This is a genomic window from Morganella morganii, from assembly GCF_019242955.1.
Classification (GTDB): Bacteria; Pseudomonadota; Gammaproteobacteria; order Enterobacterales; family Enterobacteriaceae; genus Morganella; species Morganella sibonii.
Map to the genome: position 1 here is coordinate 2302361 of NZ_CP066129.1, position 24073 is coordinate 2326433.

General features: G+C 48.9%; 26 protein-coding genes. 9 read left to right on the plus strand and 17 right to left on the minus strand.

Going from position 1 to position 24073, the window contains the following annotated elements; genetic code table 11:
• The first annotated feature begins 219 nt into the window (after positions 1-219).
• Both nhaB and dsbB read left to right on the plus strand, forming a co-directional pair.
• Complete coding sequence (gene nhaB, locus JC793_RS10645) at positions 220-1767, plus strand: sodium/proton antiporter NhaB (protein ID WP_166707963.1); 1548 nt, start codon at positions 220-222, stop codon at positions 1765-1767.
• Between the two features lie 158 nt (positions 1768-1925).
• A complete protein-coding gene (gene dsbB, locus JC793_RS10650) occupies positions 1926-2456 on the plus strand; it encodes a disulfide bond formation protein DsbB (RefSeq protein ID WP_107679704.1) in 531 nt (176 codons plus the stop codon).
• 55 nt (positions 2457-2511) lie between these two features.
• Here the strand turns inward: dsbB and JC793_RS10655 are convergent, their stop codons facing one another.
• The 4 genes from JC793_RS10655 to JC793_RS10670 all read right to left on the minus strand — a co-directional run bounded on the left by JC793_RS10655 (position 2512) and on the right by JC793_RS10670 (position 5063).
• Positions 2512-2817: a putative hemolysin gene (locus tag JC793_RS10655; RefSeq protein WP_218426172.1), complete on the minus strand. Its 306-nt coding sequence runs from the start codon at positions 2815-2817 to the stop codon at positions 2512-2514.
• Positions 2818-2846: 29 nt separating this feature from the next.
• Positions 2847-3179 (minus strand): SMR family transporter, encoded by a 333-nt coding sequence (locus tag JC793_RS10660; RefSeq protein WP_107679706.1) that lies wholly within the window; start codon positions 3177-3179, stop codon positions 2847-2849.
• A 95-nt stretch (positions 3180-3274) separates the two neighbouring features.
• On the minus strand, positions 3275-4495 hold the full coding sequence (locus JC793_RS10665) for a sugar transporter (protein ID WP_218426173.1): 1221 nt from the start codon (positions 4493-4495) through the stop codon (positions 3275-3277).
• A gap of 124 nt (positions 4496-4619) precedes the next feature.
• Entirely contained in the window at positions 4620-5063 is a 444-nt protein-coding gene (locus tag JC793_RS10670; protein ID WP_247717232.1) for a hypothetical protein, read from the minus strand.
• 359 nt (positions 5064-5422) lie between these two features.
• On the opposite strand from JC793_RS10670, the gene JC793_RS10675 reads away from it, so the two are divergent.
• A complete protein-coding gene (locus JC793_RS10675; RefSeq protein WP_218426174.1) occupies positions 5423-6991 on the plus strand; it encodes an ATP-binding cassette domain-containing protein in 1569 nt (522 codons plus the stop codon).
• 52 nt (positions 6992-7043) lie between these two features.
• Here JC793_RS10675 and JC793_RS10680 read toward each other — a convergent pair whose 3' ends face one another.
• Complete coding sequence (locus JC793_RS10680) at positions 7044-7247, minus strand: hypothetical protein (protein ID WP_107679709.1); 204 nt, start codon at positions 7245-7247, stop codon at positions 7044-7046.
• Between the two features lie 97 nt (positions 7248-7344).
• On the minus strand, positions 7345-8637 hold the full coding sequence (locus JC793_RS10685; protein WP_218426175.1) for an HAD family hydrolase: 1293 nt from the start codon (positions 8635-8637) through the stop codon (positions 7345-7347).
• A 185-nt stretch (positions 8638-8822) separates the two neighbouring features.
• Between JC793_RS10685 and JC793_RS10690 the strand changes: the two genes are divergently transcribed.
• Positions 8823-9389, plus strand: a complete 567-nt coding sequence (locus JC793_RS10690) for a class IV adenylate cyclase (protein ID WP_166707969.1) — start codon at positions 8823-8825, stop codon at positions 9387-9389.
• A 38-nt stretch (positions 9390-9427) separates the two neighbouring features.
• Here the strand turns inward: JC793_RS10690 and JC793_RS10695 are convergent, their stop codons facing one another.
• Together JC793_RS10695 and JC793_RS10700 are read right to left on the minus strand one after the other, a co-directional pair.
• A complete protein-coding gene (locus tag JC793_RS10695; RefSeq protein ID WP_247717233.1) occupies positions 9428-9955 on the minus strand; it encodes a hypothetical protein in 528 nt (175 codons plus the stop codon).
• A 200-nt stretch (positions 9956-10155) separates the two neighbouring features.
• Entirely contained in the window at positions 10156-10755 is a 600-nt protein-coding gene (locus tag JC793_RS10700) for a pentapeptide repeat-containing protein (protein WP_218426177.1), read from the minus strand.
• A gap of 473 nt (positions 10756-11228) precedes the next feature.
• Here JC793_RS10700 and JC793_RS10705 point away from each other — a divergent pair, with 473 nt between their 5' ends.
• The 4 genes from JC793_RS10705 (at position 11229) to ttcA (ending at position 14386) form a co-directional block, all read left to right on the plus strand.
• Positions 11229-11573 carry a hypothetical protein gene (locus tag JC793_RS10705; RefSeq protein WP_218426178.1) on the plus strand — a complete coding sequence of 115 codons (345 nt, stop codon included), beginning with the start codon at positions 11229-11231 and terminating at the stop codon, positions 11571-11573.
• 935 nt (positions 11574-12508) lie between these two features.
• Complete coding sequence (locus tag JC793_RS10710) at positions 12509-12886, plus strand: helix-turn-helix domain-containing protein (RefSeq protein ID WP_071243245.1); 378 nt, start codon at positions 12509-12511, stop codon at positions 12884-12886.
• Between the two features lie 44 nt (positions 12887-12930).
• Positions 12931-13272, plus strand: coding sequence for a helix-turn-helix domain-containing protein (locus tag JC793_RS10715; RefSeq protein ID WP_218426179.1), 342 nt, complete (start codon positions 12931-12933; stop codon positions 13270-13272).
• Between the two features lie 187 nt (positions 13273-13459).
• Complete coding sequence (gene ttcA / locus JC793_RS10720) at positions 13460-14386, plus strand: tRNA 2-thiocytidine(32) synthetase TtcA (RefSeq protein ID WP_218426180.1); 927 nt, start codon at positions 13460-13462, stop codon at positions 14384-14386.
• 296 nt (positions 14387-14682) lie between these two features.
• On the opposite strand, the gene zntB is transcribed toward ttcA, so the two are convergent.
• Both zntB and JC793_RS10730 read right to left on the minus strand, forming a co-directional pair.
• A complete protein-coding gene (zntB, locus tag JC793_RS10725) occupies positions 14683-15666 on the minus strand; it encodes a zinc transporter ZntB (protein ID WP_046893505.1) in 984 nt (327 codons plus the stop codon).
• A gap of 85 nt (positions 15667-15751) precedes the next feature.
• Positions 15752-17386: a peptide ABC transporter substrate-binding protein gene (locus JC793_RS10730; protein WP_218426181.1), complete on the minus strand. Its 1635-nt coding sequence runs from the start codon at positions 17384-17386 to the stop codon at positions 15752-15754.
• Positions 17387-17548: 162 nt separating this feature from the next.
• Here JC793_RS10730 and tpx point away from each other — a divergent pair, with 162 nt between their 5' ends.
• Complete coding sequence (gene tpx / locus JC793_RS10735; RefSeq protein ID WP_052927546.1) at positions 17549-18052, plus strand: thiol peroxidase; 504 nt, start codon at positions 17549-17551, stop codon at positions 18050-18052.
• Positions 18053-18122: 70 nt separating this feature from the next.
• Here tpx and tyrR read toward each other — a convergent pair whose 3' ends face one another.
• From tyrR to pspA, 7 genes are all read right to left on the minus strand, one after another.
• Complete coding sequence (gene tyrR, locus JC793_RS10740) at positions 18123-19709, minus strand: transcriptional regulator TyrR (protein ID WP_046893508.1); 1587 nt, start codon at positions 19707-19709, stop codon at positions 18123-18125.
• 335 nt (positions 19710-20044) lie between these two features.
• Positions 20045-21115, minus strand: a complete 1071-nt coding sequence (locus JC793_RS10745) for a YcjF family protein (RefSeq protein ID WP_218426182.1) — start codon at positions 21113-21115, stop codon at positions 20045-20047.
• Positions 21112-22509, minus strand: coding sequence for a YcjX family GTP-binding protein (locus tag JC793_RS10750; RefSeq protein WP_218426183.1), 1398 nt, complete (start codon positions 22507-22509; stop codon positions 21112-21114). Before JC793_RS10750 ends, JC793_RS10745 begins: the two co-directional genes overlap by 4 nt.
• Positions 22490-22726: a phage shock protein PspD gene (locus tag JC793_RS10755; RefSeq protein WP_166707976.1), complete on the minus strand. Its 237-nt coding sequence runs from the start codon at positions 22724-22726 to the stop codon at positions 22490-22492. Before JC793_RS10755 ends, JC793_RS10750 begins: the two co-directional genes overlap by 20 nt.
• Before the next feature lie 20 nt (positions 22727-22746).
• Positions 22747-23100 carry an envelope stress response membrane protein PspC gene (gene pspC / locus JC793_RS10760; protein WP_046893512.1) on the minus strand — a complete coding sequence of 118 codons (354 nt, stop codon included), beginning with the start codon at positions 23098-23100 and terminating at the stop codon, positions 22747-22749.
• Complete coding sequence (gene pspB, locus JC793_RS10765) at positions 23100-23321, minus strand: envelope stress response membrane protein PspB (protein WP_024473219.1); 222 nt, start codon at positions 23319-23321, stop codon at positions 23100-23102. The genes pspC and pspB overlap by 1 nt, the downstream gene beginning before the upstream one ends.
• Before the next feature lie 45 nt (positions 23322-23366).
• Entirely contained in the window at positions 23367-24041 is a 675-nt protein-coding gene (pspA, locus tag JC793_RS10770) for a phage shock protein PspA (protein WP_046893513.1), read from the minus strand.
• Between the last annotated feature and the right edge of the window lie 32 nt (positions 24042-24073).

Sequence of the window (24073 nt, forward strand, 5' to 3'; positions counted from 1 at the left end):
TAATTAACCTTTCAATTATCCGGATGATAACAGAATGCGGCGCCACGATATAGCAATCAGCTTGCGAAAGAGTGAATCCGGTCATAAATCATAATGGTGCAACCGGTAACCATCAGTTGATTTAAATTCTTAATAAATTCAGAATACCGGCGTAGTATAAAGCACTGTAGTTATACGCGGATCGTTTTTTCACCCCCCTGCGGAGGACACACAGCAATAATGGAAATATCAATGCGGCAGGCCTTCCTGAAGAACTTCATGGGTCACTCCCCTGACTGGTATAAGCTTGCTATTATTCTTTTTTTAATTATAAATCCGGTTGTTTACTTCTTTATTGACCCTTTTACCGCCGGCTGGCTGCTGGTTATTGAATTTATTTTTACCCTTGCGATGGCGCTGAAATGCTATCCGCTGCAACCCGGCGGTCTGCTGGCGATTGAGGCGGTGCTGATCGGGATGACATCACCGGCACAAATCAGCCATGAGATAATGAATAACCTTGAGGTTATCCTGCTGCTGATCTTTATGGTTGCCGGGATTTACTTTATGAAGCAGCTCCTGCTGTTTCTGTTTACCAAACTGCTCCTTTCTATCCGGTCCAAACGCGCGCTTTCACTTGCGTTCTGCCTGGCCAGCGCATTTTTATCCGCGTTTCTGGATGCACTGACGGTTATTGCCGTCGTGATCAGTGTGTCCGTCGGGTTTTACGCGATTTATCATCAGTATGCCTCTTCGGGAAAAGAAACAGTCACTCTCAGTGATGACGGATTTATCGACAGCACCGAAAAACGCCAGACGCTGGATCAATTCCGCGCTTTCCTGCGCAGCCTGATGATGCATGCCGGTATCGGTACTGCACTGGGCGGCGTGATGACCATGGTGGGTGAACCGCAAAACCTGATCATTGCCAAACATGCCGGATGGGATTTCGTGAATTTCTTCCTGCGCATGGCGCCGGTGACTATTCCGGTATTTGTCTGTGGTCTGCTGGTCTGTTATCTGGTGGAACGCTTTAAACTGTTCGGTTACGGTGCGGAACTGCCGGAACGGGTCAGAGCAGTACTTGAGGATAATGCACAAAAATCCGCGGCACGCCGGACCAAACAGGAAAAAATGCAGCTGATCGTTCAGGGCCTTATCGGTATCTGGCTGATCGCCGCACTGGCCTTTCATCTGGCCGAAGTCGGGCTGATTGGTTTGTCTGTCATCATTCTCGCGACCGCATTTTGCGGGATCACCGAAGAGCATGCTCTGGGTGAAGCCTTTGAGGAAGCACTGCCGTTTACCGCCCTGCTGACCGTGTTCTTCTCTGTTGTCGCGGTGATTGTTGATCAGAAATTATTCACACCGTTTATCCAGTTCGTTCTCAGTTCAGATCCGTCCTCGCAGTTGTCGCTGTTCTATCTGTTCAACGGCCTGCTCTCGGCGGTATCAGATAACGTCTTTGTCGGCACGGTGTATATCAATGAGGCGATGACGGCAATGAAAGCCGGACTGGTATCCTATACACAGTATGAATATCTGGCGGTCGCTATCAATACCGGGACAAACCTGCCGTCAGTGGCAACACCAAACGGCCAGGCCGCATTCCTGTTCCTGCTGACTTCGGCGCTGGCTCCGCTGATCCGCCTTTCCTACGGGAAAATGGTGATCATGGCCCTGCCTTACACCATTGTGATGACGCTGGTCGGTTTCTTCGGCGTTGAATTATGGCTGGTGCCTGTTTCAGAATGGATGGCTGCGAATGGTGTGATCACACTGCCGTAACCACGTTTTTACATTGCACTAACCGGAATAACCGTGTTATTCCGGTTTTTTTATTTCTGTCAGTGACAAAAGCGGAAAAGGGATGCGTCGCTGTAATTTTTATCGTACAGTCGCTGCGTTAGTCTGTTTCTTCTTAATCGGATAAACCGGATACAATTATGCTGACTTACCTTTATGAGTGTTCGCGGGGCCGCAGTGCATGGTTTTTACTGATGATTTCCGCACTGGCGCTCGACGGTATCGCCCTGTTCTTTCAGCACGGAATGGGATTACAGCCGTGTGTGATGTGTATTTATGAACGTATCGCTGTTCTCGGTATCGCGTTTGCCGGTTTTATCGGCTGGATAGCGCCGCGCAGCGTCATTATCCGCTGGCTGGCCATTGCCCTGTGGATTTACAGCGGTATTGCCGGATTACAGCTGTCATGGGAACACACCATGATCCAGCTCTACCCGTCCCCGTTCAATACCTGTGATTTCTTTGTGAATTTCCCGGAATGGCTGCCGCTCAATACCTGGCTGCCGTCGGTGTTTGAAGCATCCGGTGACTGCTCTGTTCAGCAGTGGGTGTTCCTGAAACTGGATATGCCGCAATGGCTTATCGGTATTTTTGTTGTGTATCTGCTTATCAGTGCTCTGGTACTGTTATCCCAGTTTATTCACCGCAAACAGCCGCGCCGTCTGTTCTGATCGCCAGCATCATCAATAGCAGCCGCATCCGTATGATGCGGCTGTTTTGTATCAATCACAATACCGCCCCGCAACTGCCGGAAAGCAGCGATTGCTGGCTGCATCGCTTACCGTTGGCAAACTGGCAGCCCGGTGTCTGTGCGCCGTTCAGCTCGCGGATAAGTGACGGTGTTCCGCCCGCATAGCTGCAACTGGCCCGGGCATCCTCGGTTAAATCAATTAACGGCTGCTGATAACGCGGGATCTGTTTCTGCTGCACCGTATCCGGTGAACTGCTGCAACCGGCGGCAAATGCTGCTGCCGCAACAATAACACTGCACAATACCCGCCCCGGCCGGCGGAAAAATGGAACTGATATCATGATTATGGCCTCATAGCTGCGGATGCAGCTCAGTGAACACTGCTTTTCGAGAATAAATTTATCACTAATACACCCGCAATAATGAGAGCCATCCCGATAACTGCGGGTAAATCCAGTTTCTGGTGATAGATAAAATAGGCGGCGGCAGAGACAATGACAATACCCATCCCGGACCAGATAGCATAAGCAATCCCCAGCGGCATCATCCGCACCACCTGAGACAGCGCCCAGAACGACACACAATAGCCGATCACCACCACGACCGACGGAATCAGCCGGGTAAAACCGTCTGCTGCCCGTAACATGGAGGTGGCAATGACTTCTGCCCCCACGGCCAGTGTCAGCCATAATAACCCATTCATAAATCACCCGTTAATATCTTTGTCATTCAGTATGGCGGACAGTATAAAGAAATCAGAAAAAATCCCGCAATAAAAAGGTGCGGGATTATATTTATTTATGACGGATTGTGAGAGGTAATGCGGCTCTCCGCCTTCGGCCTCTGAATAAACAGTGCCCGGTAACGGCTGAATACAAAGAACGAGATAAGCACACCCGCCACAGCAAATACGGCACCCGCATACCCTATCTGTTCCATACCCATATGCATAATGACCTGATTACCCAGCAGCGCCCCGCCGCCGATACCGATATTAAAAATGCCCGAATAAACAGACATCGCCAGATCGGTTGCATCAGGTGACAAATCAATCACTTTGACCTGTAACCCCAGCCCGGTACACATCATGCCGATCCCCCAGACAATCCCGAGGACAATCAGCCAGGTGTCATTCATACGGCTGGTCATCAGCAGCATCAGACACACGGTTAATAATGTGATCGCCGCAGGCAGAAACACCAGCGGCAGCCGGGTATTATAGCGGCTGAAAATAACACTGCCGATAATCCCCGCCGCACCGAAAATCAGCAGAAACAGCGTGGCGAAATCCTGTGATTTCCCGGCCACAGTCTGCACAAACGGCTCAATATAGTTATATGCCGTGAAATGCCCCGTCACCACAATCGCTGTCAGGACAAAAATCCCCACTAAAGCAGGCCGTCTGAACAGAACCGGTATACTTTTCAGTGAACCGGAATGCTCACTCGGTAACAGCGGAAGAAAACGCGCCATCGCCGCCATCGTAATCAGCGCCAGACCCCCGATACAAAAGAACGTCATCCGCCAGCCGACCCACTGCCCGATAACACGGCCGATTGGCAGCCCCAGAACCGTTGCCAGTGCCGTACCGGTTGCCAGCAGTCCCAGCGCCTGGGATTTTTTACCGGGCGGTGCTACTCTGACCGCCAGAGAGGCTGTGATCGACCAGAACACCGCGTGTGCCAGCGCCACACCTATCCGGCTGACCACCAGCACATCAAAACGCTGCGCCAGTCCCGACACAATGTGACTTATCACAAACACCGTAAACAGCCAGAGCAGTAATTTCCGCCGTTCAATACGTGCCGTCAGCAGCATCAGCGGTAACGACGCCAGCGCCACCACCCAGGCATAAATAGTGATCATCAGTCCGGTCTGTGCGGGTTGCATCGCAAAGCCCGCCGAGATATCACTCAGCAGTGCAACCGGAATAAATTCAGTGGTATTAAACACAAATGCCGCCACGGCAAGCACAATAACCCGCAGCCAGGCCTGATTTCTTGACAGGGTTTCAGTCATGATGATCCTCCGTACGAGGCAGCTGTATCGATACAGCTTTTAGCGGAAAAGTGTGACCATGTTAACACATATGATTTTTACGGGAAATGCGGGGAGTGCCCGGAATCATAACCGGGCAACCGTATTATAACGCGCGTTTTGACGCCGCCGGAATAGCATCAAAAATAGCTTTTAACTGTTCTTTTTTCAGTGTCGGCCCGACAATCCGGACACGGCGGCTGTTTGCCGGATGGTAGCTCAGAATACAGGAATCCGTGGAAAAAGAGACCATTAACGCTTTCAGCCCTTTCACTTCCTGTAAGGAGAAATGCCCGCCGTCAAACGGCATAGACACCACTTTACCGACAGCAATTTTGGAGGTCAGCTTATCGCCGTACACTTTAATCACCGGAAATTGTGCAATATAAACATACACGGTCAGACCCAGCGCAGCTGCCACGCCCGGCATCCGGGTCTGAAATAAATACGCCAGTGCAATATAAAGAACAATGACTACAAAGAATGTAATAACACAGGTGATAATCCTGCGTTTCTGATCAACCTGATAGACTGTTTCTGCTGAATTCATAACCCATCCTGTTACTGAATATCCGCTGCCGGAAAAATAAAAAATGATTAAGGCCGGACAGGATAACGAAAATATCGCCGGTTGACAGTAAGATTCCGGGAAAAATACTGTCTGAATGCTTTACGGTATCCGGAAATATAAGAGGGGGTTTACAATCCGCTGTTTATTTGTCACCATTGCCGCAGTTCATTTCCCCTGAGGATGTCTGCCGACATGATTTAATTGCCTGAATCCCATTGCTGTATCATCCGCATTTTTACGAATGCGCTGTTTTGATATCGGGCAGGCAGCTATCCTCATCATCGTTTTCTTTTTTATCCGGTATATCCGCCTGCCCCTGTTTATTCAGGAGCTTTTGTATGTCCGTACAATGCCATTTTTCTCACTTATCAGTGACATTTAACGATATTCCGCTGTTTGACAACATCAGCGGCACATTAACCCGTCAGGTTCAGGGGCTGACCGGCCATAACGGACGCGGTAAATCCGTGCTGATGTCACTGCTTGCGCAGCAGCGGCAACCGGCTTCCGGCACTGTCCGCTGGCAGGTACCGTTTTATTATGTGCCGCAGCTGACCCGCCTTTCCGGTATCACTCTGTCGGACGCACTCGGGATCACCGGCATTCAGGCGGCCATCCGCCGTACTGAGAACGGCACAGCCACACCGGACGATTACGATTTTCTGGCCGATAAATGGGACATGCCGCGACAGCAGCAATCTCTGCTGGAAAGCGCACAGCTGGCACACCTCCCGCCGGAAACACCCTGTACAAGCCTGAGCGGCGGTGAACAGACCCGGCTGGCGCTCTGCCGTGCCTTTTTGCAACCGGGCGCGTTCCTGTTACTTGATGAACCCGGAAACCACCTGGATGCAGCCGGACGCCGCTGGCTGAGTGAACAACTGCTGAATCACCCTGCCGGGGCACTGGTTATCAGCCACGAGCGGCGTTTACTGGATACCATGCAGCGGATCTTTGAACTCACCCCCTCCGCACTCGAAGAGTACGGCGGCAATTATACTCATTATGCAGAGCAGAAAGCCTTTCAGCTCAGTGCGCTGCAAAATGCGGAAAAGCAGCTTCAGTCGCAACTGAACAGGGAAAAAACAGCGTTACAGTGCGCGCTGGAAAAGAAAGCACAGCGCCGCCGCCAGGGTGAAAAAGTACGCTCATCCGGCTCTTCCTCAGCTCTGCTGCTGGATATGAAAAAGAATAAAGCGGAGAAACAACAGTCAAAAATCACCGGCCGTCATGAACGGGTTATGACTCAGCTGGACACTCAGCGCCGGGAAGTGAATGAGAAAATAGAACATATCACCCCGCAGATGCTGGCGTTTAATTACACCGGGGAGCAAAAGCGGGTGCGGATAAATGCCGCGGATCTGATTTTGCCGTTCGGGACACAAGAGCCGCTGTCACTGACTATTTCCGGTGGTGAACACTGGCATATTGCCGGACGTAACGGCTGCGGGAAATCCACCTTACTGAAAGTGCTGGCCGGACTGCTGACCGCCAAATCCGGGCAGTATTCCCTGCACGGCCGTCTGCGTTATCTGGATCAGCACCTGGCGTTGCTGAATAAGTCACTGCCGGTCACAGAAGCACTGTGTGAATTTGATCCGGCCATTCCGGCGCAAACCTGGCGGACACACCTTGGTGCATTGCGGATCAGGGGGGATAAGGGATTAATTCCGCTGTCACAATTAAGCGGCGGCGAACAACTGAAAGTGACCCTGCTGGCATTGACGTTATCCGAACCTTTGCCGGATATTTTGCTGCTGGATGAACCGGATAATCATCTGGATCTCGATTCGCGGCTATTACTGGAAAATGTGCTGCGCAGTTATAAGGGCGCATTATTGCTGGTCAGTCATGATGAGGCGTTTACTGAAAATTGTGCCATTACCCATACACTGACATTATCCTGAGAAAAGATATCCTGAGAAAAGAATACGGCGGCAGCCCCGCCGTATTTCGTTTTTACAGTTTGCAGATATTCACAATGACATAACGTGCTGCGTTAATATTATGCTTTACCGCATCTGCGGCAGCGGCATTATGAAACAGCGCAATAAAACGTTCTGCTTCTGTTCTGCTGATATCGGTATTGATTGCCACCTGGCTGCGGAACAATACCGAGCCGGTTAACCCCAGACCTTCATAACACACAATATATTTATCCATACCTTTCTGACATCCCTGAAATAGTCATTTTTTACTATCATAATGTGTATTACCGGCCGGGGTTATCAGTATTTCCTTAAACTGACCAAACCGGCTGTTATTTTAACGCCCGCCCTTCTTTCGCACCCAATGGTGTATGAAGTTGTGACGGTACAAATACGCCGGTGCTGTCATTACGTCCCTGCAATAATACTTTGGCGTCTTTCTGACCATGTTCTTTAACGGCCTGTTTTGATAACTGACCGATGATGGTATCCGGTGAGCGCAGGCGGTTAATAATCAGTACGACCTCCGTATCCGGGAAATCGGACATCATATTCTGGTCGCCCTCACTGTCACCGGCGACTAATAACGGCCCTTTACCGGCATATTTATCCTGAATAAATTTACGGATAGTCTCTGTTTTTCCTTTACCCTGAGTCTGCGGATACGCCGGGTCCAGGTCGGATGTCAGTTTATTATCGCCGGTGCGCAGCAAATGCATGGCAAATACCTGAGATTCCGGCACGGAATACGGCGGTTGTGTGACAATCGATTTAATCACTTCAAGGTTTGACGCAGAAATCACATACACATCAATACCGGATTTTTGCAGCTGCTGATACAGATCCTGCATTTCCGGCACCAGGCGGAAGCCATTATGCCAGTCAATCTCAACAACCCCGGCCTGTCCCGGCAATGATGCCGGACTTTCCCATACCACACCTTCAACCGGCTCTGATTTCTGCCATTCGATGGTTTTCGCGGTAATATCCGCAACCTGCTCCGGTGTCATATTCATAAATAAATAGGTGACCCACGGATAGGAAACAGCATGATCAAATGTTCCGCCGATAGCCGCATATAAATAACGCATCTTGGTGATGAAGTTCTGATAATGCGGTGATTTTTTGATTTCGGACAGCGGCTTATCACCTTTCAGTCCGTCATAATTATCATACAGCCACTGGTAGCTTTCCAGAATATCGGCGCCAACCTTGCCAATATTGACCGGCTTACCGTCTTTATTATTAAAATCAGCAGAGAAATCTGACGCCGGAATATCTTTGAAAATAACGGATTTCAGTTCCTGCGGCGTCATGGCAAATAACAGGTGTTCAAGCTGATAAATCATCACCGCTTCTTCAATGTCCAGAAATGCCGTAGTGTTATCAAAATCAAAGACTGAATAATAGGTATGTGCCGGTGATTGTTTTGCTTTTGCAATCATGGCGTCCAGACGCTGCTTATTAAAATTGTCCCATTGTCCCTGCTGTAAAACCTGTGTTTCTGCTGCCGTCTGCGATGCAACGGTTGCATTCAGCGACACAGTTTCAGCCTGTGCAGTCATATTCAGCGTCAGCAGACCAACAGCCAGTGCAATGGCACTGTAACGATTAGTAAATTTCATTGATAATCCCCTTTGAAATAAAAAAACTGATAAAGGGATACCACAGGCTATTTTTTTGCTGTATCAAAAATCAGCAACAGATGGCATTAAGCGAAATTGATCACATTCTTTTACCCGATCTGTTCCTCCGGTTACGTGATATTATCAGGTCAGTCACAAACCGGTTATTTACAGCGGATAAATTCATGAGTAATCACTTTGATGGTAAATATGAAGCGGAAATAAAATATCACCTGGCTGATCATAGTGCTTTTTTATCACAATTAAGCACAATGCATGCAGAGCCTTTTGTGGTGAATAACGAAGAAACGGACTGGTTTTTCGACACACCGCAAACACATCTGGCAGACGGTAATGTCAGTATGTCGGTCAGAACAATGACCCCCTCGGGTATTAAGCTGTGGATAGTGAAAGGCCCCGCCGCCAGTGAATGCAAAGCTATAAATATTGATGACGACAAGCATGTCAGAAATATGCTGGAAACACTGGGTTACCGCTGCACAATGACCTTAACCAAAACCCGCAGTGTCTGGTTTCTCGGAGATATTCATATCACACTGGATCATATTAACGGCGCAGGCTGGTTTGCCGAATTTGCCATTATGACGCACGATGAAACTAAATTAACCGGATACAGGGAACAACTGCGGGAGACAGCCGCAGAATTCGGATTGACGGATGATATGATTGAAAAGCAAAGTTATAAACAACTGGTGAGTGCTATGCAAAAAAATAACGGTGCTGAATCATAATCATATTCATATTCATATTCAGCACCGCTGATACCGGTTTATTTCAGTGTATACATGGTCAGCACAGTATAAGTGACATCTTTTTCATCATTTATCTGTACCAGATTGGCGTTGCTGACCACACCCACCACAACGTCGGTATCTTTTGATTCATATTTGCGCTTAAACTGCCCGATTTTTCCTTTGGCGACTTTTTCCAGGAACGGTGTTTTGCGGTCATATTCTTCATTTACCCCGGCCGGTTTGCCGTAGATTTTTTCCATTTCCGCATTAACGTTATCATATTCATTCAGCAATGCTGTCTGGTCATGATTCCAGACACCGAAACGGGATATGGCATTTAATTTCTGCCCTTCCGGTGAGAAGACCAGCATAAAGAATTGTTTTTTAACATCCGGTGATTCCAGAGCGCTGCATAACTGTCCGCCATCACGGGTTGTTGTGCAATCAAACTCATCAAGATTCAGTGCTTTTAATTCTGCGGGAGTCTGCCCCCATGTAAAGCCCCAGGGTGCTTCCGGTGTCTGACTACCTGTACCTGCACAGCCGGATAATAATACGGCCATAACCCCTGATATGATAAATTTTCTCATTGTCCCGCCCATATACATTGAGTGATTTGTTACCGATCATATCAAAGACCGGCAACTGACCAGAAGCCTTACTGCCGCTTTATTCATCAAAATCAGATTTGATGAAGATGTTACTGCGTAATTATACGCTTTATTCAGCAGATATCTGTCTCATATACACGACTTTGCACAATTTAATCAGACAGGCGGATATCAAGAACCCGCAGCAGGTTCAGCGCTTCATAAGAAGAGAATGTCGCTTTGGCGGTTTTGTTTTCACGGATATCGATGCAGAAAGAGTGAGAACCGGTAAAATCCGCCTCTTCCAGATTGGTATGCATAAACAGGCTATCGGTTAAATCGCAATCCTGTATAACGGATTTATTCAGCTCCGCCTGTCTGAAATCTGCATTATGGATCCGGCAGGATTCAAAATGAGACTCATGCAAACTGAGGTCAAAAAAGTTATTGCTGTCCAGGATACATTCTTTAAACACAAGCTGAGAATAGAAATCAAATTTCGGCCAGTGTGCTCTTGTCCAGTCAATGCCGGTCATTTTTGTCCCGTTAAATTCCGTGCCGGAAAAGCGGGTTTCGGGCACAGCCAGTAAACTCAGATTGCACTGCATAAACACACAGTCGATAAAACGACACCGGTCCGCCACGCCCGAGCTGAAATCACAGCGGGTAAAGGTGCAGTCTTCAAATATCACGCCACTGATTGTCTGATCACTTAAATCCGTATTTTCAAACCGGATGCCGGTATATTCCTGTTTATTTGTGATATCTGCCATGCTTCATCTCCGCTGATATATTGCTGTCTGTTTCGTACATTAAATTATGATTAAAATATAACGCATAGTGCCATTCGCATTTTCTCTGTCACCATAAAACGATTAATAAATACCTTTTGACCTAAGTTGCTCTCTGTATATCTCCTGGTTTTCCCGGATAGTATTTACAGTACTGTTTTTGTACGGATCGTCTTTATTTTTTTTCAGATTGCTCCGGTGGTATAGCCGTTGATGCACATCCGGATAAGGTCAGAACCATCAATATACTCACTCTTCTCTTCATCACTCGTTTATTCCTTTATGATAAAAAATACTACGTAAACAACCGGATATTACGCGGCAATACGTAATCTTCATATGCCTAATTTGATTTTTTTACATAACATTCAGATTATTCTACCTTTTAAAAAAAAAGAAATACTGTAAACTTTCACACCAGCATAAATCTTAAGGTTTCCGTAAATGAGGTAAGTATGTCTGTCAGTGATAAAACTGTTTATTCTGTATGTTCCAGATTAACCCTGATGGTGATGAAACTGACCGGCCTTGAGCGGGGTATTTCTGTCAATCAGTATTTTGACCGGGCAGCAGATAAATCACTCCTTCAGCGGCTGATTGAAGATAATAAAGATCTCAGTACGCCTTTTTCCGCATTGGACAAATCAAATAAGGATTGTAAAACTGAGCTGATTGAGTATCTGAATAATGAAATTCGTGCATATGCGGCTTCCGAAATAAAGGAAAACTATGCCGCACTGAAAAACGGCAATCTGCTTGTCGTTAAAACGCTCAATTCTGTTATGCAAAAACATGCTTAATTTTTATCCGTTCTATGGCTGCTGCCGTAACCGGCTGTCAGCCATAACATACATCCCGGAGATACGGAAAAGTCGCCCCTGACAACCAATGACAGGTAATAGCGAATAATATGACAGGTTTTTATTATCCTTATCTGAAAAGGTTTCATTGTTGTTATAATTGTTTCGGTTTTGATATAAACAAGCGTTTAATTTCTCCTGTTTATAACGAATTATTATTTTTGATAAACAATTTCCTGATTCATACTGATGTCGCCCGGAGAGAAAAAAAGAAATTATCATCATCAACACAATGAAATAAAAGATATTTTTCGGCTATACATTGACTCATAAAAGCAAGAAAAAACAAAACATTAAGAAATTAAACCTAAAGATATTGATGATTTCGCCGATATCTTTTCAATCACAGTCCGGATATCGGTTTTATACAGCCATGTGTCCTTTTTTGACGCATAAAGGTACGGTAAGATATCCGCAAAACCTCCTTTAGTTTTGTTTATGTAAAGATTATCGCCTATCAAAAACAATAATTTCGGTTTAAAAATTGACATATCCAATTATAATATTGATAAAAAGAATATCATCATATTGAACACCTCTTAACTTAACTCTTTTGGTGAGTATAATTACAACATTGAATAGTTATTTGTCCGATTACCCGTCTGCACTTATATTTTATTTTACATATCAAAAGGATATCATATTCAATACATCAGACATTTCCTTTCTTATCCCGCATTCAATATCTGACTCTTTTCAGTTTTAAATTTCACTTATTATTTATTTGTTCATTTTTATTGCAAATTTTATTTATTGACAACAGTTATAAGGCTTGCCTATTATGCGCAATATACAGTTTGTCTCTTACTACTGGTATCTTATATTGTAGCATTTAAAATATACATTTATCTTAATGACGTCCTGATGGTATCTTTATGCACCCCGATAATTACCGCGACCTTAGCTGTCAGCACCAAATTTTTAAAAAGGAACTTCATACCGTTATAGGACAGGAAATTAAAACATTACGAAAATCAAAAGGCATCACCGGCTATGAATTAGGTTCAATAATAAAATTATCACAACAGCAGATATCCCGTTATGAGAACGGTGACAGTGCTATTCCTCTGGATACACTAATATTAATTCTGCGGATTTTTAATATATCTCCGGAAAAGTTCATTCACAGAGTATTATTTATATTAAACAGAGATCCTGACGCCAAGAAACTATTATCCCATATGTCAAACCATCTGAATATATATACTGACAGCAGTTATTTGGGAACATTTGAACAATATAAACATAATTAATAAATTTATCACTACACACAGCATTTTATTTAAGGGCATATCGTATGGATGAGAGAGAAATCAGTCTCTTTATCGGCCAGCAAATTATGAAGCGGAGAAAATCATCAGGTCTTTCCGGTAAAGCACTGGCCGAATTATTAGGGTTAAGTCAGCAGCAGATATCCCGTTATGAACAGGGTGTGACCAATATAAGAGCAAGCACACTGTTACAGCTTTCTTTTTTATTTAATGTCGATGTAAAAAGCTTTTTTATTGACTGCATCGAAAATAATAACAAACTCAGGAAACTTAATTATAAAGAGAAAAAGAGTTGTGAAACTGACTACGACATCATCACAATTGATATGAAGAACAGAAACAGAGGTAAAAACCGCAGCAAAAAATAATAACATCAGTCACAATCAACAGCCCGTCCCCGTCATCCCGGATCATTCCGTTCCGGGCTGTCATCCTTTTTAATCCATACGTATCCGAATCCCCCGTCCTTCTGCTATCATTGCGTCCTTATTTCAGATTTCCGTTGCCGTGCAGCCTGACACAGGCATCAGCCAAACCCGTTAAGAACAGTAAGACATGAATACACCGAAAGAACAGTACAACATCAATAAGTTGCAAAAGCGTCTGCGCAGCCATACCGGCAAAGCGATCGCAGATTTTAATATGATTGAGGACGGCGACCGGATTATGGTTTGTCTGTCCGGCGGTAAAGACAGCTATACCCTGCTTTCCATTCTGCAGAGCCTGCAACAGAGTGCGCCAATCCGTTTTTCCCTGATTGCAGTGAATCTCGATCAGAAACAACCGGGCTTTCCGGAGCATATTTTGCCGGAATACCTGGAAAAACTGGGCGTTGAATACAAAATCGTGGAAGAAAATACCTACGGGATTGTGAAAGAAAAAATTCCGGAGGGGAAAACCACCTGTTCTCTCTGCTCCCGTCTGCGCCGCGGTATTCTGTACCGCACCGCGACTGAGCTCGGTGCAACCAAAATCGCGCTCGGTCATCATCGTGACGATATTTTGCAAACCCTGTTCCTGAACATGTTTTACGGCGGAAAACTCAAAGGTATGCCGCCTAAGCTGATGAGTGACGACGGTAAACACGTGGTGATCCGCCCGCTGGCCTATTGCCGCGAGAAAGATATTGAGCGTTTTGCCGAAGCTAAAGGCTTCCCGATCATTCCGTGTAACCTGTGCGGCTCTCAGCCGAACCTTCAGCGCCAGGTGATCAAAGATCTGCTGCGCGACTGGGACAAACGCTATCCCGGCCGGATTGAAACCATGTTCCGCGCCACACAAAATGTCGTACCATCCCATTTATGTGACACTGAATTATTCGATTTTAAATCTATCCATCACGGCAGTGAGGTCGTTGACGGTGGTGATCTTGCGTTTGACCGCGAAACACTGCCTGTTCAGCCGGTATGGGAAGATGAGGATGACGACAGCGAAGGTCCGGATTTTACAGAATTACGTCTGGATGTGACGGAAGTAAAATAAACGCCCCGTCATACTGCCGCGCCACGGAGGGTGCGGCCTGAATATCGCCCTGTCAGCAGGGCGCATTTGCATCTGTGTTTTTCAGGCAAAAAAAAACCGATGTATAAAATACACCGGCATGATAATGGTCAATATTCTGTATAAGAACTCAATATGAGAAAAACTACAATTATGGAGCACAACGTTCATCGCTCAACGTTGTATTCACCTGCGGGAGTAATAGTGCCCTAACCGGGCGCGCCGTTTCTTGATATATCTCAAGTCCGGTACGTAAAATCATATAAAAATACACGTTTTTACAACCAGTTACTCTTACGTAACCACCAGGCAACAAATCCGATAACACCCGCCAGTCCCACGCAGAACAAACTGAAAGCAAACGGAAAATCCCCGCCCGGGATACCGCCGAGGTTAACCCCGAACAGTCCGGTCAGAAACGTCGTCGGCAGAAATACCATCGCCAGCAGCGACATGGTGTAGGTACGGCGGTTCATGGCATCCGCCATCATATTGGTGATTTCATCCGAGATAACCGATGTCCGCGCGATACAGGAGTCGATATCGTCAATAATCCGCCCCAGCCGGTCACTGACATCCGTCAGCTGATGTCTGTCCTGTTCTGAAAGCCAGGTATAACGCTCAGAGGCCAGCCGTGAAAACACATCACGCTGCGGCGCCATGTAGCGGCGCAATATAATCAGCTGTTTGCGCAGCAGGGCCAGTTCACCGCGTGCCGGAATATGCTGATCGAGTATCGCATCTTCCATATCAATCAGGGTATCGTGCAGATCTTCAATAAAATCCGCCACTTCATCCGTGATACAAAATGCCGCTTCCGCCAGCCATTCACCGGTATTTTTTACCCCTTCCCCGTTCTGTAAATCGTCCTGAATCGTCTGGATGGAGTGCACTTTACGGTGGCGGGTGGAAATAATATAACTGCCGCAAATCCAGATACGGAATGCCACCAGCTGGTCAGGCCGGTCACCGTCATTGTTGTTGATGGTTTGCAGGGTAATTAATGCACCCTCACCAATACGGAGTGTCCTGGGGCGGATAACATTGTTTGTCAGCCCGTCACGCGCCTGCGGCGGCAGCAGTTCCGTTTCACGCAGCCAGCGCTGGTTATCCGCGGATAAATAGTCCAGATGCAGCCACACCGGTTCTTTTATCCCGGCAACGGCGTTGACATCCACCGGCGTGCAACCGCCCTCTCCGTCAAACTGTACCCGGCAGATGGGATCTGTTCCCTGAAAAGCAGAACCGTACAAAGCGCCCATGCGTCCTCCCCGTTGTTCATAAAACAGCTGATGAGTGTGTTCAGCCGGAGTCTGCCGCGTTCAGCAGCAGGCTCCGGAAGCAGGCTTAGTGTCTGATGATATAGAGATTATGGCTGTATGCCACATCTTCCGGATTATTGACCGGATATCCTTTCAGCCACGGTTTGATAAGACGGCCGTTGGTGTACTGATAGATCGGCGCTATCGGCATATCTTCCGCCAGCAGTTTTTCGGCGTCGTTATAATCCGTATTACGTGCGTTATCATCCGTTTCCAGCGCCGCCGTTTTCAGCAGAGCATCATATTTTTCATTATGATACTGCGCGATATTACCGCTGTGTGTGCTGGTCAGCAGAGACAGAAACGTTGACGGTTCGTTATAGTCCCCGACCCAGGAGGCGCGGATCACGTCAAAATTACCGGTATTGCGGCTGTCGATATACGTTTTCCATTCCTGGTTAACCAGTTTCACTTCCGCGCCCAGTTTTTTCTTCCACATCGACCCGACTGCAATCGCAATTTTCTGATGATTTTCTGAGCTGTTATACAGCAGGGATAATTTCAGCGGATTATGCGGGCCGTAACCGGCGGCGGCCAGCAGGGTTTTCGCCTGGCTGTCGAGTTCATCCTGTGTGAATTTCTGGTACAGACCCGGCTCCGGTGTAAATCCGGCAGTGACATCCGGCGTAAAATGCCAGGCCGGTTTTTCACCGGTGCCAAGCACTTTCTCCGCGATCACCGCACGGTCAATAGTCATGGAGAGTGCCTGCCGCACACGCGGGTCATTCGTCGGTGCGCGCTGCGTGTTAAAGGCGTAATAATAGGTACCGAGCTGATCCGGAATATAAATCTGATCGGGGATCGCCTTTTTCAGTTTCTGATACTGATTTTTCGGGAACGATTCCGTGATGTCCAGATCATTGGCCAGATAGCGCTTGGTGGCCTGAGATTCATGGTTAATCGGCACAAAGGTGACCGATGTCAGTACTGTGTGTTTGTGATCCCAGTAATGCTTATTGGGTGTCAGGACAATTTTTTCATTCACCACACGGTCATGCAGAACAAACGCGCCGTTACCGACCAGATGCCCGGTGCGGATCCAGTTATCACCGTATTTCTCCACCGTGGCGCGATGTACCGGGAAAAGGCTGAAATTCGCCGCTAAGTTCGGAAAATACGGCACAGGGCGATCTAACGTAACCCGCAGTGTCCGGGCATCAGCCGCTTCCACGCCGAGAGCTTCCGGCTGCATTTTGCCGTCGATAATCGCCTGTGAATTTTTAATCCCGGCCAGCGGTGCAAACCAGGCAAATGTCGAAAGGTTCTCCGGGTTCACCAGCCGCTGCCAGCTGTAAACAAAGTCCTGTGCCGTTACCGGTGAGCCGTCTGACCAGCGGGCATCGTCACGCAGGCGGAATGTCCATACCTGGTTATTGCGGGTTTCCCACGAAAGCGCGACACCGGGCACCGGTTTACCGTCCGCTCCCTGACTGGTCAGCCCTTCGAATAAATCGCGCAGAATCTGAGCCTCGGTCAGTCCGACTGCTTTAATCGGGTCCAGAGATGCGGGTTCATCTTTCAGATGACGATAAACAGATTGTTCTTTTGCCAGCTGTGTTCCTGCGGGGATCTCCGCCGCTGTTGCACAAAACAGAGAAGAAAAAGTGAAAAACGTTCCGGCAAGAAGTGCGGAACGGGAAAATTTTGCCGGCCTGAGCATAACGGACGCCTTGTATTAAAAATGGTAAACCGATAGATTATCTGATGATTACCGAAACACAACAACCGGATATTACATTTTAATTAACGATATCCGGTGAGAATACACCTGCAAGGTATTTTTGATACCAACAATTATGAGCCCGTTCAGAGGATGATAAAAATGACACAAACTGTAAAACTTCAGGGTAATGATGTTCTGGTTTACGGCGCACTTCCGCGTGCCGGTGAGAAAGCCGTACCATTCAAATTAGTCGCTAATGATCTGTCAGATGTCCAGCTCACCAAATTCGCCGGAAAGCGTAAGATCCTCAATATTTTCCCGAGTGTGGACACCGGTGTCTGCGCCACGTCTGTGCGCAAATTTAATGAAACTGCCGCAAAACTTTCCAATACCGTGGTGTTATGTATTTCCGCGGATCTGCCGTTTGCTCAGTCCCGCTTCTGCGGCGCGGAAGGTATTGAGAATGTGGTGATGCTCTCCACCCTGCGTGACCCGGAATTCCGTGAGAATTACGGCGTCGGTATCGGCAGCGGCCCGCTGGCCGGTCTGTGTGCCCGTGCGGTGATCGTGCTGGATGAAAACGACACTGTGATCTACAGCCAGCTGGTTGGTGAAATTACAGAAGAGCCGGATTATGACAGCGCGCTGAATGCACTGAAATAAGTTACCCGTATCTGTAAAAAACCCCGCTGCCGGTGACGGCCGCGGGGTTATTTTTTATTGCGGGAGTGAATTATTCCTCTTCACCCTCATCCTCTTTTGCCGCACCGCGCCGCTGGCTCAGCCCGTATTCACGCAGCTTGTTGGCGATAGCGGTATGTGAGACATTCAGACGTTTCGCCAGTTTGCGTGTACTCGGATAGTGACGGTAAAGCCGTGTCAGTACAGAGCATTCAAACCGTTTGGTGATATCATCCAGCGACCCGCTGAGAATATCCTCACTGAAACCAATTTCTGCTTCCAGCTCCGGCAGAACGATATCCTGCGGACGCAGCAGTGCGCCTTCCAGTGAAGAGAGTGCCTGATAAATCACATTACGCAGCTGGCGGACGTTGCCCGGCCAGTGATAGGCACAGAGAAATTGTCCCAGTTCCGGTGCAAGACGCGGCTCCTCACAACCCTGCTCCTCAGAGAAACGCTTCACGAAATCACGGGTCAGCGGCAGGATATCTTCCTGATGCTCACGCAGCGGCGGAATGGTCAGCGTCAGCACATTGAGGCGGTAATAGAGATCCTCACGGAACTTGCCTTCTTTTACCAGTTCCAGCAGATTTTTCTGGGTCGCACAGATAACCCGGACATCCACTTTGACTTCATGCTCTTCCCCGACACGGCGGAATGTACCGTCATTCAGGAAACGCAGCAGTTTGATCTGCATCTGCGGAGACATTTCCGCGATTTCATCCAGCAGGACGGTCCCGCCGTTGGCCTGCTCAAAAAAGCCCTTTTTCGGTTCCGTACTGTTGGCATAAGCACCGGCGGCATAACCGAACAGCTCGGTTTCCACCACATCATCCGGCATCGAGGCACAGTTCAGCCCGAGAAACGGCTGATTGCCGCGCACGCTGTAGAGATGACAGGCTTTGGCAAACACATCTTTCCCGGTACCGGTTTCGCCGACCAGCAGCAGCGGGGAGTCCATTTTTGCCATGCGCTGCGCCTGTTCAACCACGTGGCGCATTTTGGCGCTTTTCGCCACCAGATCATCAAAACTGCCGGAATGCATCACCTGCATACGGCGTTTCTGCCCGCTGACACTCTCACTGACCGTGCGCAGCAGCACAACCGCACCGATCGTGGCAGAGGCATCATCTTTCTCATCAAAGTTAATCGGCGTCACACTCAGCGTGTAAGAACGCCCCTTGAGGCTGATGGTTTCTTTGTACGGCGCGGGTTCATCATCCTCAATCCAGCGGGTGAAGTTGAACTGGCTGAAATAATAGGTGATGTTACGCTGGCGGATGCGCTCTTCAGTGGTGGCAAACAGGGAGAGTGCCGCGCTGTTGGCCAGTTCGATATTCCCGCGCAGATCGAGGGATAAAATCGGGTCTTCCAGAGATTCGAGTAATGCCCACATCGCGCGCTGTTCGCGCTCAGACGGCATAAAGTGAACAGTTCTGACATCCACCACGCCCGGAATCCGGCGGATCTCAGCCATCAGGGACTGAAACACAGAAAAATCTATCTGCATAAAATTGAGGTATATCCGGCCGTTACGGGCAATTTCAATACCCTTGAGGTCGATATTTTGCAATACCAGCAGATCCAATAACTCCCGCGTCAGTCCGATTCGGTCCTGGCAAATTACTTCCAATCGCATCGTTACGATCCTATTTACACTTAAGTTATTATTTTCCCGTTAATTGAAACTGATTTTACGGTATAAAATGAAAACTGTCACGATTTGTTGACACAATAAATGCGTTCCTGCGGTGTTTATCCACAGTTCCGTGTGAAAAGGCAATGAAAGTACAGATATGTCAGTCGGTTAATGACGTTTTATTCAGCGCGGACGGCAAACCGCGCCGGAGAGGTGGTACGGTGACACGTTGGGAGCATAGCGGGATTGTTGTGAAAAAAACAGTGACGTGACAGAGATTTCTGCATAAAAAAGCCGGATGACATCACAAAATGCACATCCGGCCGGGTTATCGGTTACAGGGCGGATTTTTCCGCACTTTTCCCTTTCGGGACGGCCTGTTTAAGCTGCTGTAACAACTGTTTACGGAAATCCATCAGTTTAGGTTTATCCGTTGTGGTCCAGGGCAGCGGACGGCATAACTCCATCGCCTTGATCCCCAGACGGGCAGTCAGCAGCCCGGCTCCCATACCCTGCGCCGCACGGGCAGATAACCGTGCGGTGATGTCCTGAGAAAGCCAGTCCATTCCCACCTCACGGATAAGCTCGGAGGCCCCCGCGAAAGCAATATTCAGCAGAACCAGTTTAAACAGACGCAGACGACTGTAATAGCCCAGTTCAATACCGTAAATCGCCGCCACCTGGTTGATCAGCCGGATATTACGCCAGGCAATAAAGGCCATATCCACCAGTGCCAGCGGACTGACAGCAATCATCAGCGCGGATTCCGCCGCAAAACGGCTGATCACCCGGCGCGCCTGTTCATCGGTCACCGGCTGAACAATCTGACAGTAAAGCGTCACCACTTCGCGATCGTTATGGCTGCTCTGTAACAGGCTCTGCCATTGCTGTAACGCCGGATGGTGTGACGGGATATTGGCCTGTTTTGCCAGTTTTTCGCAAAATGCGCGTCCGTCACCGATACGGTGGCTTTGCAGCAGCTCTTCTGCCGCTTCACGCTCTGTGGCGCGCTGACGCAGGCGGTACATGCGCCGCCATTCCGTGATAACAGACCCGGCCGCGGCAATCAGCACCAGAAACGTCGCGGCGATCCCGCCGAGGGCAGTCCAGTCATTACCTGTCCACGCATCATTCACCCACTGAATCAGTTGTGCGACGGCGCTGATCCCCAGCAATCCACCCGCGACAAACACCAGTTTACGCCACAGGCTGCGCCGGGGTTTCAGTGCCTGAATAAGCAGGGCTTCTGCTTCCCCTTCTGACTCCTGTTCCGCCGTGAATTCCGCGCGTTCAAACTGTATGCTGTCATCGTCCGCAAACTGTTGTGCCGGTTTTAACGTTTCCTGTACCGGCGGCGCTAACGGCGCTTCCTCAAAATCAATCCGGGATTTTATCGGCTCACTCATGACAGTTTATCTCCCAGTAAAAACTCCATCGCGCTGTCCATCCGGATATGCGGCAGCGGTGTATCCATCCGCATCGGTAACGGCCGGAAAGATTCAAACTGAAACCCCTGCTGCTGCCAGAAGTCTGCATCCGGCAACCGCTTCGGCACTTCGCCCGGATAGAACGTCAGCGGGGCGTTGTCTGCCAGCCGGGTACCTTTCAGTGCCGGCATTTTTTCCCCGTTATGCATCACCATGCCGTATTCAGTAGCCTGTACCGAGGCCAGCCCGGTGCAGTCCATTTTAATCCCCTCAAAAGCAGCCTGCTGCCAGGCTGACTGCGTCAGCTGCTGAAGCAGCGCAACAAGGTTCGCATGCTGGTCAGCGGTGACATGATCCGCTTTGCTGGCGGCGAACAGCAGTTTATCAATACAGGGGGAAAACAGACGGCGTAATAATGTGCGTTTGCCGTAATGGAAACTCTGCATCAGCTGGGTCAGCGCCAGGCGCATATCCGTAAACGCCTGCGGCCCGCTGTTAAGCGGGGTCAGGCAGTCCACCAGCACAACCTGGCGGTCGAAATGCTGAAAATAGTGTTTATAGAAACCTTTGACCACATGGTCACAATAGTATTGATAACGGTCACGCAGCATGCCGAGCACACTGCTTTTCGCCGCTTTGGCGAGCCGGGACGGGTCGGGCATCAGGTCGGTGATAAACGGGAAAAATTGCAGCCCCGGTGCACCGGCCATATCTCCCGGCAGCACAAAACGGCCGGGCTGGATAAAGTGAAATCCCGCCGCTTTGCAGCGGTGAAGGTAGTCCGTATACGCCTGTGCGATTGCCGCCAGCTGCTGTTCATCCGCAGGAGCATCCGGGTCAAGCTGACGGCACAGTGCCAGCCACGGCTCCGCCCATTCGCCCCGCTCACCTTTGAGCAGCGTTTTCATCTGCTGCGACCAGGTCAGGTAATCCTGTTCCAGCATCGGCAGATCCAGCAGCCACTCTCCCGGATAATCAACGATTTCCAGATAGAGCGAGGACGTTTCCTTAAAATGACGCAGCAGGCTGTCCTGCGTGCGGTAGCGCAGTTTCAGACGGATTTCGCTGACACCGCGCGTCGGTACCGGCCAGTCCGGCGGCGTGCCGTACAGTGAGGCAAGCCCCTCATCATAAGCAAAGCGCGGAACCCCCAGGTCCCGCTGCGGGATCCGTTTTACGCCGAGAATGCGCCCGTCACGGGCAGCCGAAAACAGCGGCAGACGTGCGCCGCTCTGTACATTCATCAGCTGATTAACAAACGAGGTAATAAACGCGGTCTTGCCGCTGCGGCTCAATCCGGTAACGGCAAGACGAAGATGACGATCCAGCCCGCGGTTAACGAGGGCGCTCAGCTCATTTTGCAGACGTTTCATAATTCTCCGGTGTAAAACGGCCAATGACTTTTTTCATACCGGCACGGATAACAGGTTCCAGTACCAGTATTGCCGCCCCGCGCAAGGCCGGACGGGTAACTGATTTCAGAATCACACCTGCAATACCGGCAGGTGCAGCCGCCAGCGCTGCCGTGGTTAACAGCTGCGCCCCGGTTTTTCCGGCACGCAGCAGCGTGTGTTTATCCGGCCATTTCATCGTATTCTCCGTTTGTCCGGTTACAAATCACGGAAGCGGCGGTTGAGAGCATATTGTTCCGATGTTACATAGCGCTCAATGTCGCGGACCCGTTTTTCAGTGCGTGCCAGACTGCGTTCCGTCTGCTCCAGCAGCATGGCGGCATTCGGTCCGCCATCACGGCCGGGATAATCACGCGGCACCACCGGCAGTACCATCCCCAGTAAAATATAGAGGGTGATAGTCAGCCAGAAGAAGCCGGTAAATGTCGCAACCACCGCGATAATGCGGATCATCCAGGCCGGAACCTCAAAATAGTTGGCAATACCGGCACATACGCCCCGGAACATACCGTCATCCGGATAGCGGTACAGTTTACGTGACTGAAATTCCATTATGATTGCCTCCAGCCCGGATTTTCCGCATCCAGAATCGCTTCCAGGGTTTTAATCCGTGCTTCCATCTGCTGAGCATTTTCCGCCAGCGCCGCAAGGCGGCGGGTTTCGAATTCACCGGCCCGGCTTCCCCGCTGACTGTTATAGTGCAGCCATAACCAGATCGGCAGCACGAACAACACAAAAATTGTCAGTGGTATACCTAAAAATACAAATGCCATATGTTTGTCCTTAATGGTATTAATTCAGGAAAGCCTGTACCGACCTTATTCGCCCTTCTCTTCTTTTTCAAGACGTGCTTTGATGGCCGCGATTTGTGCGCTGATCTCATCTTCTGCTTTCAGTTCGGCAAACTGCTGTTCCAGTGATTTTTCTTTCCCCAGACCATAGCTTGCGGCTTCGCCTTCCATGTGGTCAATCCGCGCTTCAAACTGCTCAAAGCGGGCCATTGCTTCGTCCATCCGGCCGCTGTCGAGCTGACGGCGCACCGCACGGGACGATTTTGCCGCTTCGTGACGCACCACCATGGATTGCTGGCGGGCACGGGTTTCGGTCAGTTTTTGTTCCAGTTCGTTAATTTCATTTTTCAGCCGGGCGATAGTTTCGTCCAGAATAATCAGCTCATGGCGCAGGGTATCGACATGGCTTTCCACACGCTGTTTTTCCAGCAGTGCGGCACGCGCCAGATCTTCTTTCCCTTTGACAATCGCCAGTTCCGCTTTTTCCTGCCAGTCACTCACCTGACGCTCACCGCCTTCAATCTGACGTGACAGATTTTTGCGTTCCGCCAGTGTGCGGGCAGAGGTGGAGCGGATTTCCACCAGCATATCTTCCATTTCCTGAATCATCAGGCGGATCATTTTCTGCGGATCTTCCGCTTTATCCAGCAGCGATGCAACGTTGGCGTTAATGATATCGGCAAAACGTGAAAAAATTCCCATGATTGATGTCCTTTTATCAGCAATTATGTCTT

Bases quoted from the DNA above. Each gene is read 5' to 3' on its own strand.
- nhaB (WP_166707963.1), top strand. From the start codon at position 220: ATGGAAATATCAATGCGGCAGGCCTTCCTGAAGAACTTCATGGGTCAC.
- dsbB (WP_107679704.1), top strand. From the start codon at position 1,926: ATGCTGACTTACCTTTATGAGTGTTCGCGGGGCCGCAGTGCATGGTTT.
- JC793_RS10655 (WP_218426172.1), bottom strand. From the start codon at position 2,817: ATGATATCAGTTCCATTTTTCCGCCGGCCGGGGCGGGTATTGTGCAGT.
- JC793_RS10660 (WP_107679706.1), bottom strand. From the start codon at position 3,179: ATGAATGGGTTATTATGGCTGACACTGGCCGTGGGGGCAGAAGTCATT.
- JC793_RS10665 (WP_218426173.1), bottom strand. From the start codon at position 4,495: ATGACTGAAACCCTGTCAAGAAATCAGGCCTGGCTGCGGGTTATTGTG.
- JC793_RS10670 (WP_247717232.1), bottom strand. From the start codon at position 5,063: ATGAATTCAGCAGAAACAGTCTATCAGGTTGATCAGAAACGCAGGATT.
- JC793_RS10675 (WP_218426174.1), top strand. From the start codon at position 5,423: ATGTCCGTACAATGCCATTTTTCTCACTTATCAGTGACATTTAACGAT.
- JC793_RS10680 (WP_107679709.1), bottom strand. From the start codon at position 7,247: ATGGATAAATATATTGTGTGTTATGAAGGTCTGGGGTTAACCGGCTCG.
- JC793_RS10685 (WP_218426175.1), bottom strand. From the start codon at position 8,637: ATGAAATTTACTAATCGTTACAGTGCCATTGCACTGGCTGTTGGTCTG.
- JC793_RS10690 (WP_166707969.1), top strand. From the start codon at position 8,823: ATGAGTAATCACTTTGATGGTAAATATGAAGCGGAAATAAAATATCAC.
- JC793_RS10695 (WP_247717233.1), bottom strand. From the start codon at position 9,955: ATGGCCGTATTATTATCCGGCTGTGCAGGTACAGGTAGTCAGACACCG.
- JC793_RS10700 (WP_218426177.1), bottom strand. From the start codon at position 10,755: ATGGCAGATATCACAAATAAACAGGAATATACCGGCATCCGGTTTGAA.
- JC793_RS10705 (WP_218426178.1), top strand. From the start codon at position 11,229: ATGTCTGTCAGTGATAAAACTGTTTATTCTGTATGTTCCAGATTAACC.
- JC793_RS10710 (WP_071243245.1), top strand. From the start codon at position 12,509: ATGCACCCCGATAATTACCGCGACCTTAGCTGTCAGCACCAAATTTTT.
- JC793_RS10715 (WP_218426179.1), top strand. From the start codon at position 12,931: ATGGATGAGAGAGAAATCAGTCTCTTTATCGGCCAGCAAATTATGAAG.
- ttcA (WP_218426180.1), top strand. From the start codon at position 13,460: ATGAATACACCGAAAGAACAGTACAACATCAATAAGTTGCAAAAGCGT.
- zntB (WP_046893505.1), bottom strand. From the start codon at position 15,666: ATGGGCGCTTTGTACGGTTCTGCTTTTCAGGGAACAGATCCCATCTGC.
- JC793_RS10730 (WP_218426181.1), bottom strand. From the start codon at position 17,386: ATGCTCAGGCCGGCAAAATTTTCCCGTTCCGCACTTCTTGCCGGAACG.
- tpx (WP_052927546.1), top strand. From the start codon at position 17,549: ATGACACAAACTGTAAAACTTCAGGGTAATGATGTTCTGGTTTACGGC.
- tyrR (WP_046893508.1), bottom strand. From the start codon at position 19,709: ATGCGATTGGAAGTAATTTGCCAGGACCGAATCGGACTGACGCGGGAG.
- JC793_RS10745 (WP_218426182.1), bottom strand. From the start codon at position 21,115: ATGAGTGAGCCGATAAAATCCCGGATTGATTTTGAGGAAGCGCCGTTA.
- JC793_RS10750 (WP_218426183.1), bottom strand. From the start codon at position 22,509: ATGAAACGTCTGCAAAATGAGCTGAGCGCCCTCGTTAACCGCGGGCTG.
- JC793_RS10755 (WP_166707976.1), bottom strand. From the start codon at position 22,726: ATGAAATGGCCGGATAAACACACGCTGCTGCGTGCCGGAAAAACCGGG.
- pspC (WP_046893512.1), bottom strand. From the start codon at position 23,100: ATGGAATTTCAGTCACGTAAACTGTACCGCTATCCGGATGACGGTATG.
- pspB (WP_024473219.1), bottom strand. From the start codon at position 23,321: ATGGCATTTGTATTTTTAGGTATACCACTGACAATTTTTGTGTTGTTC.
- pspA (WP_046893513.1), bottom strand. From the start codon at position 24,041: ATGGGAATTTTTTCACGTTTTGCCGATATCATTAACGCCAACGTTGCA.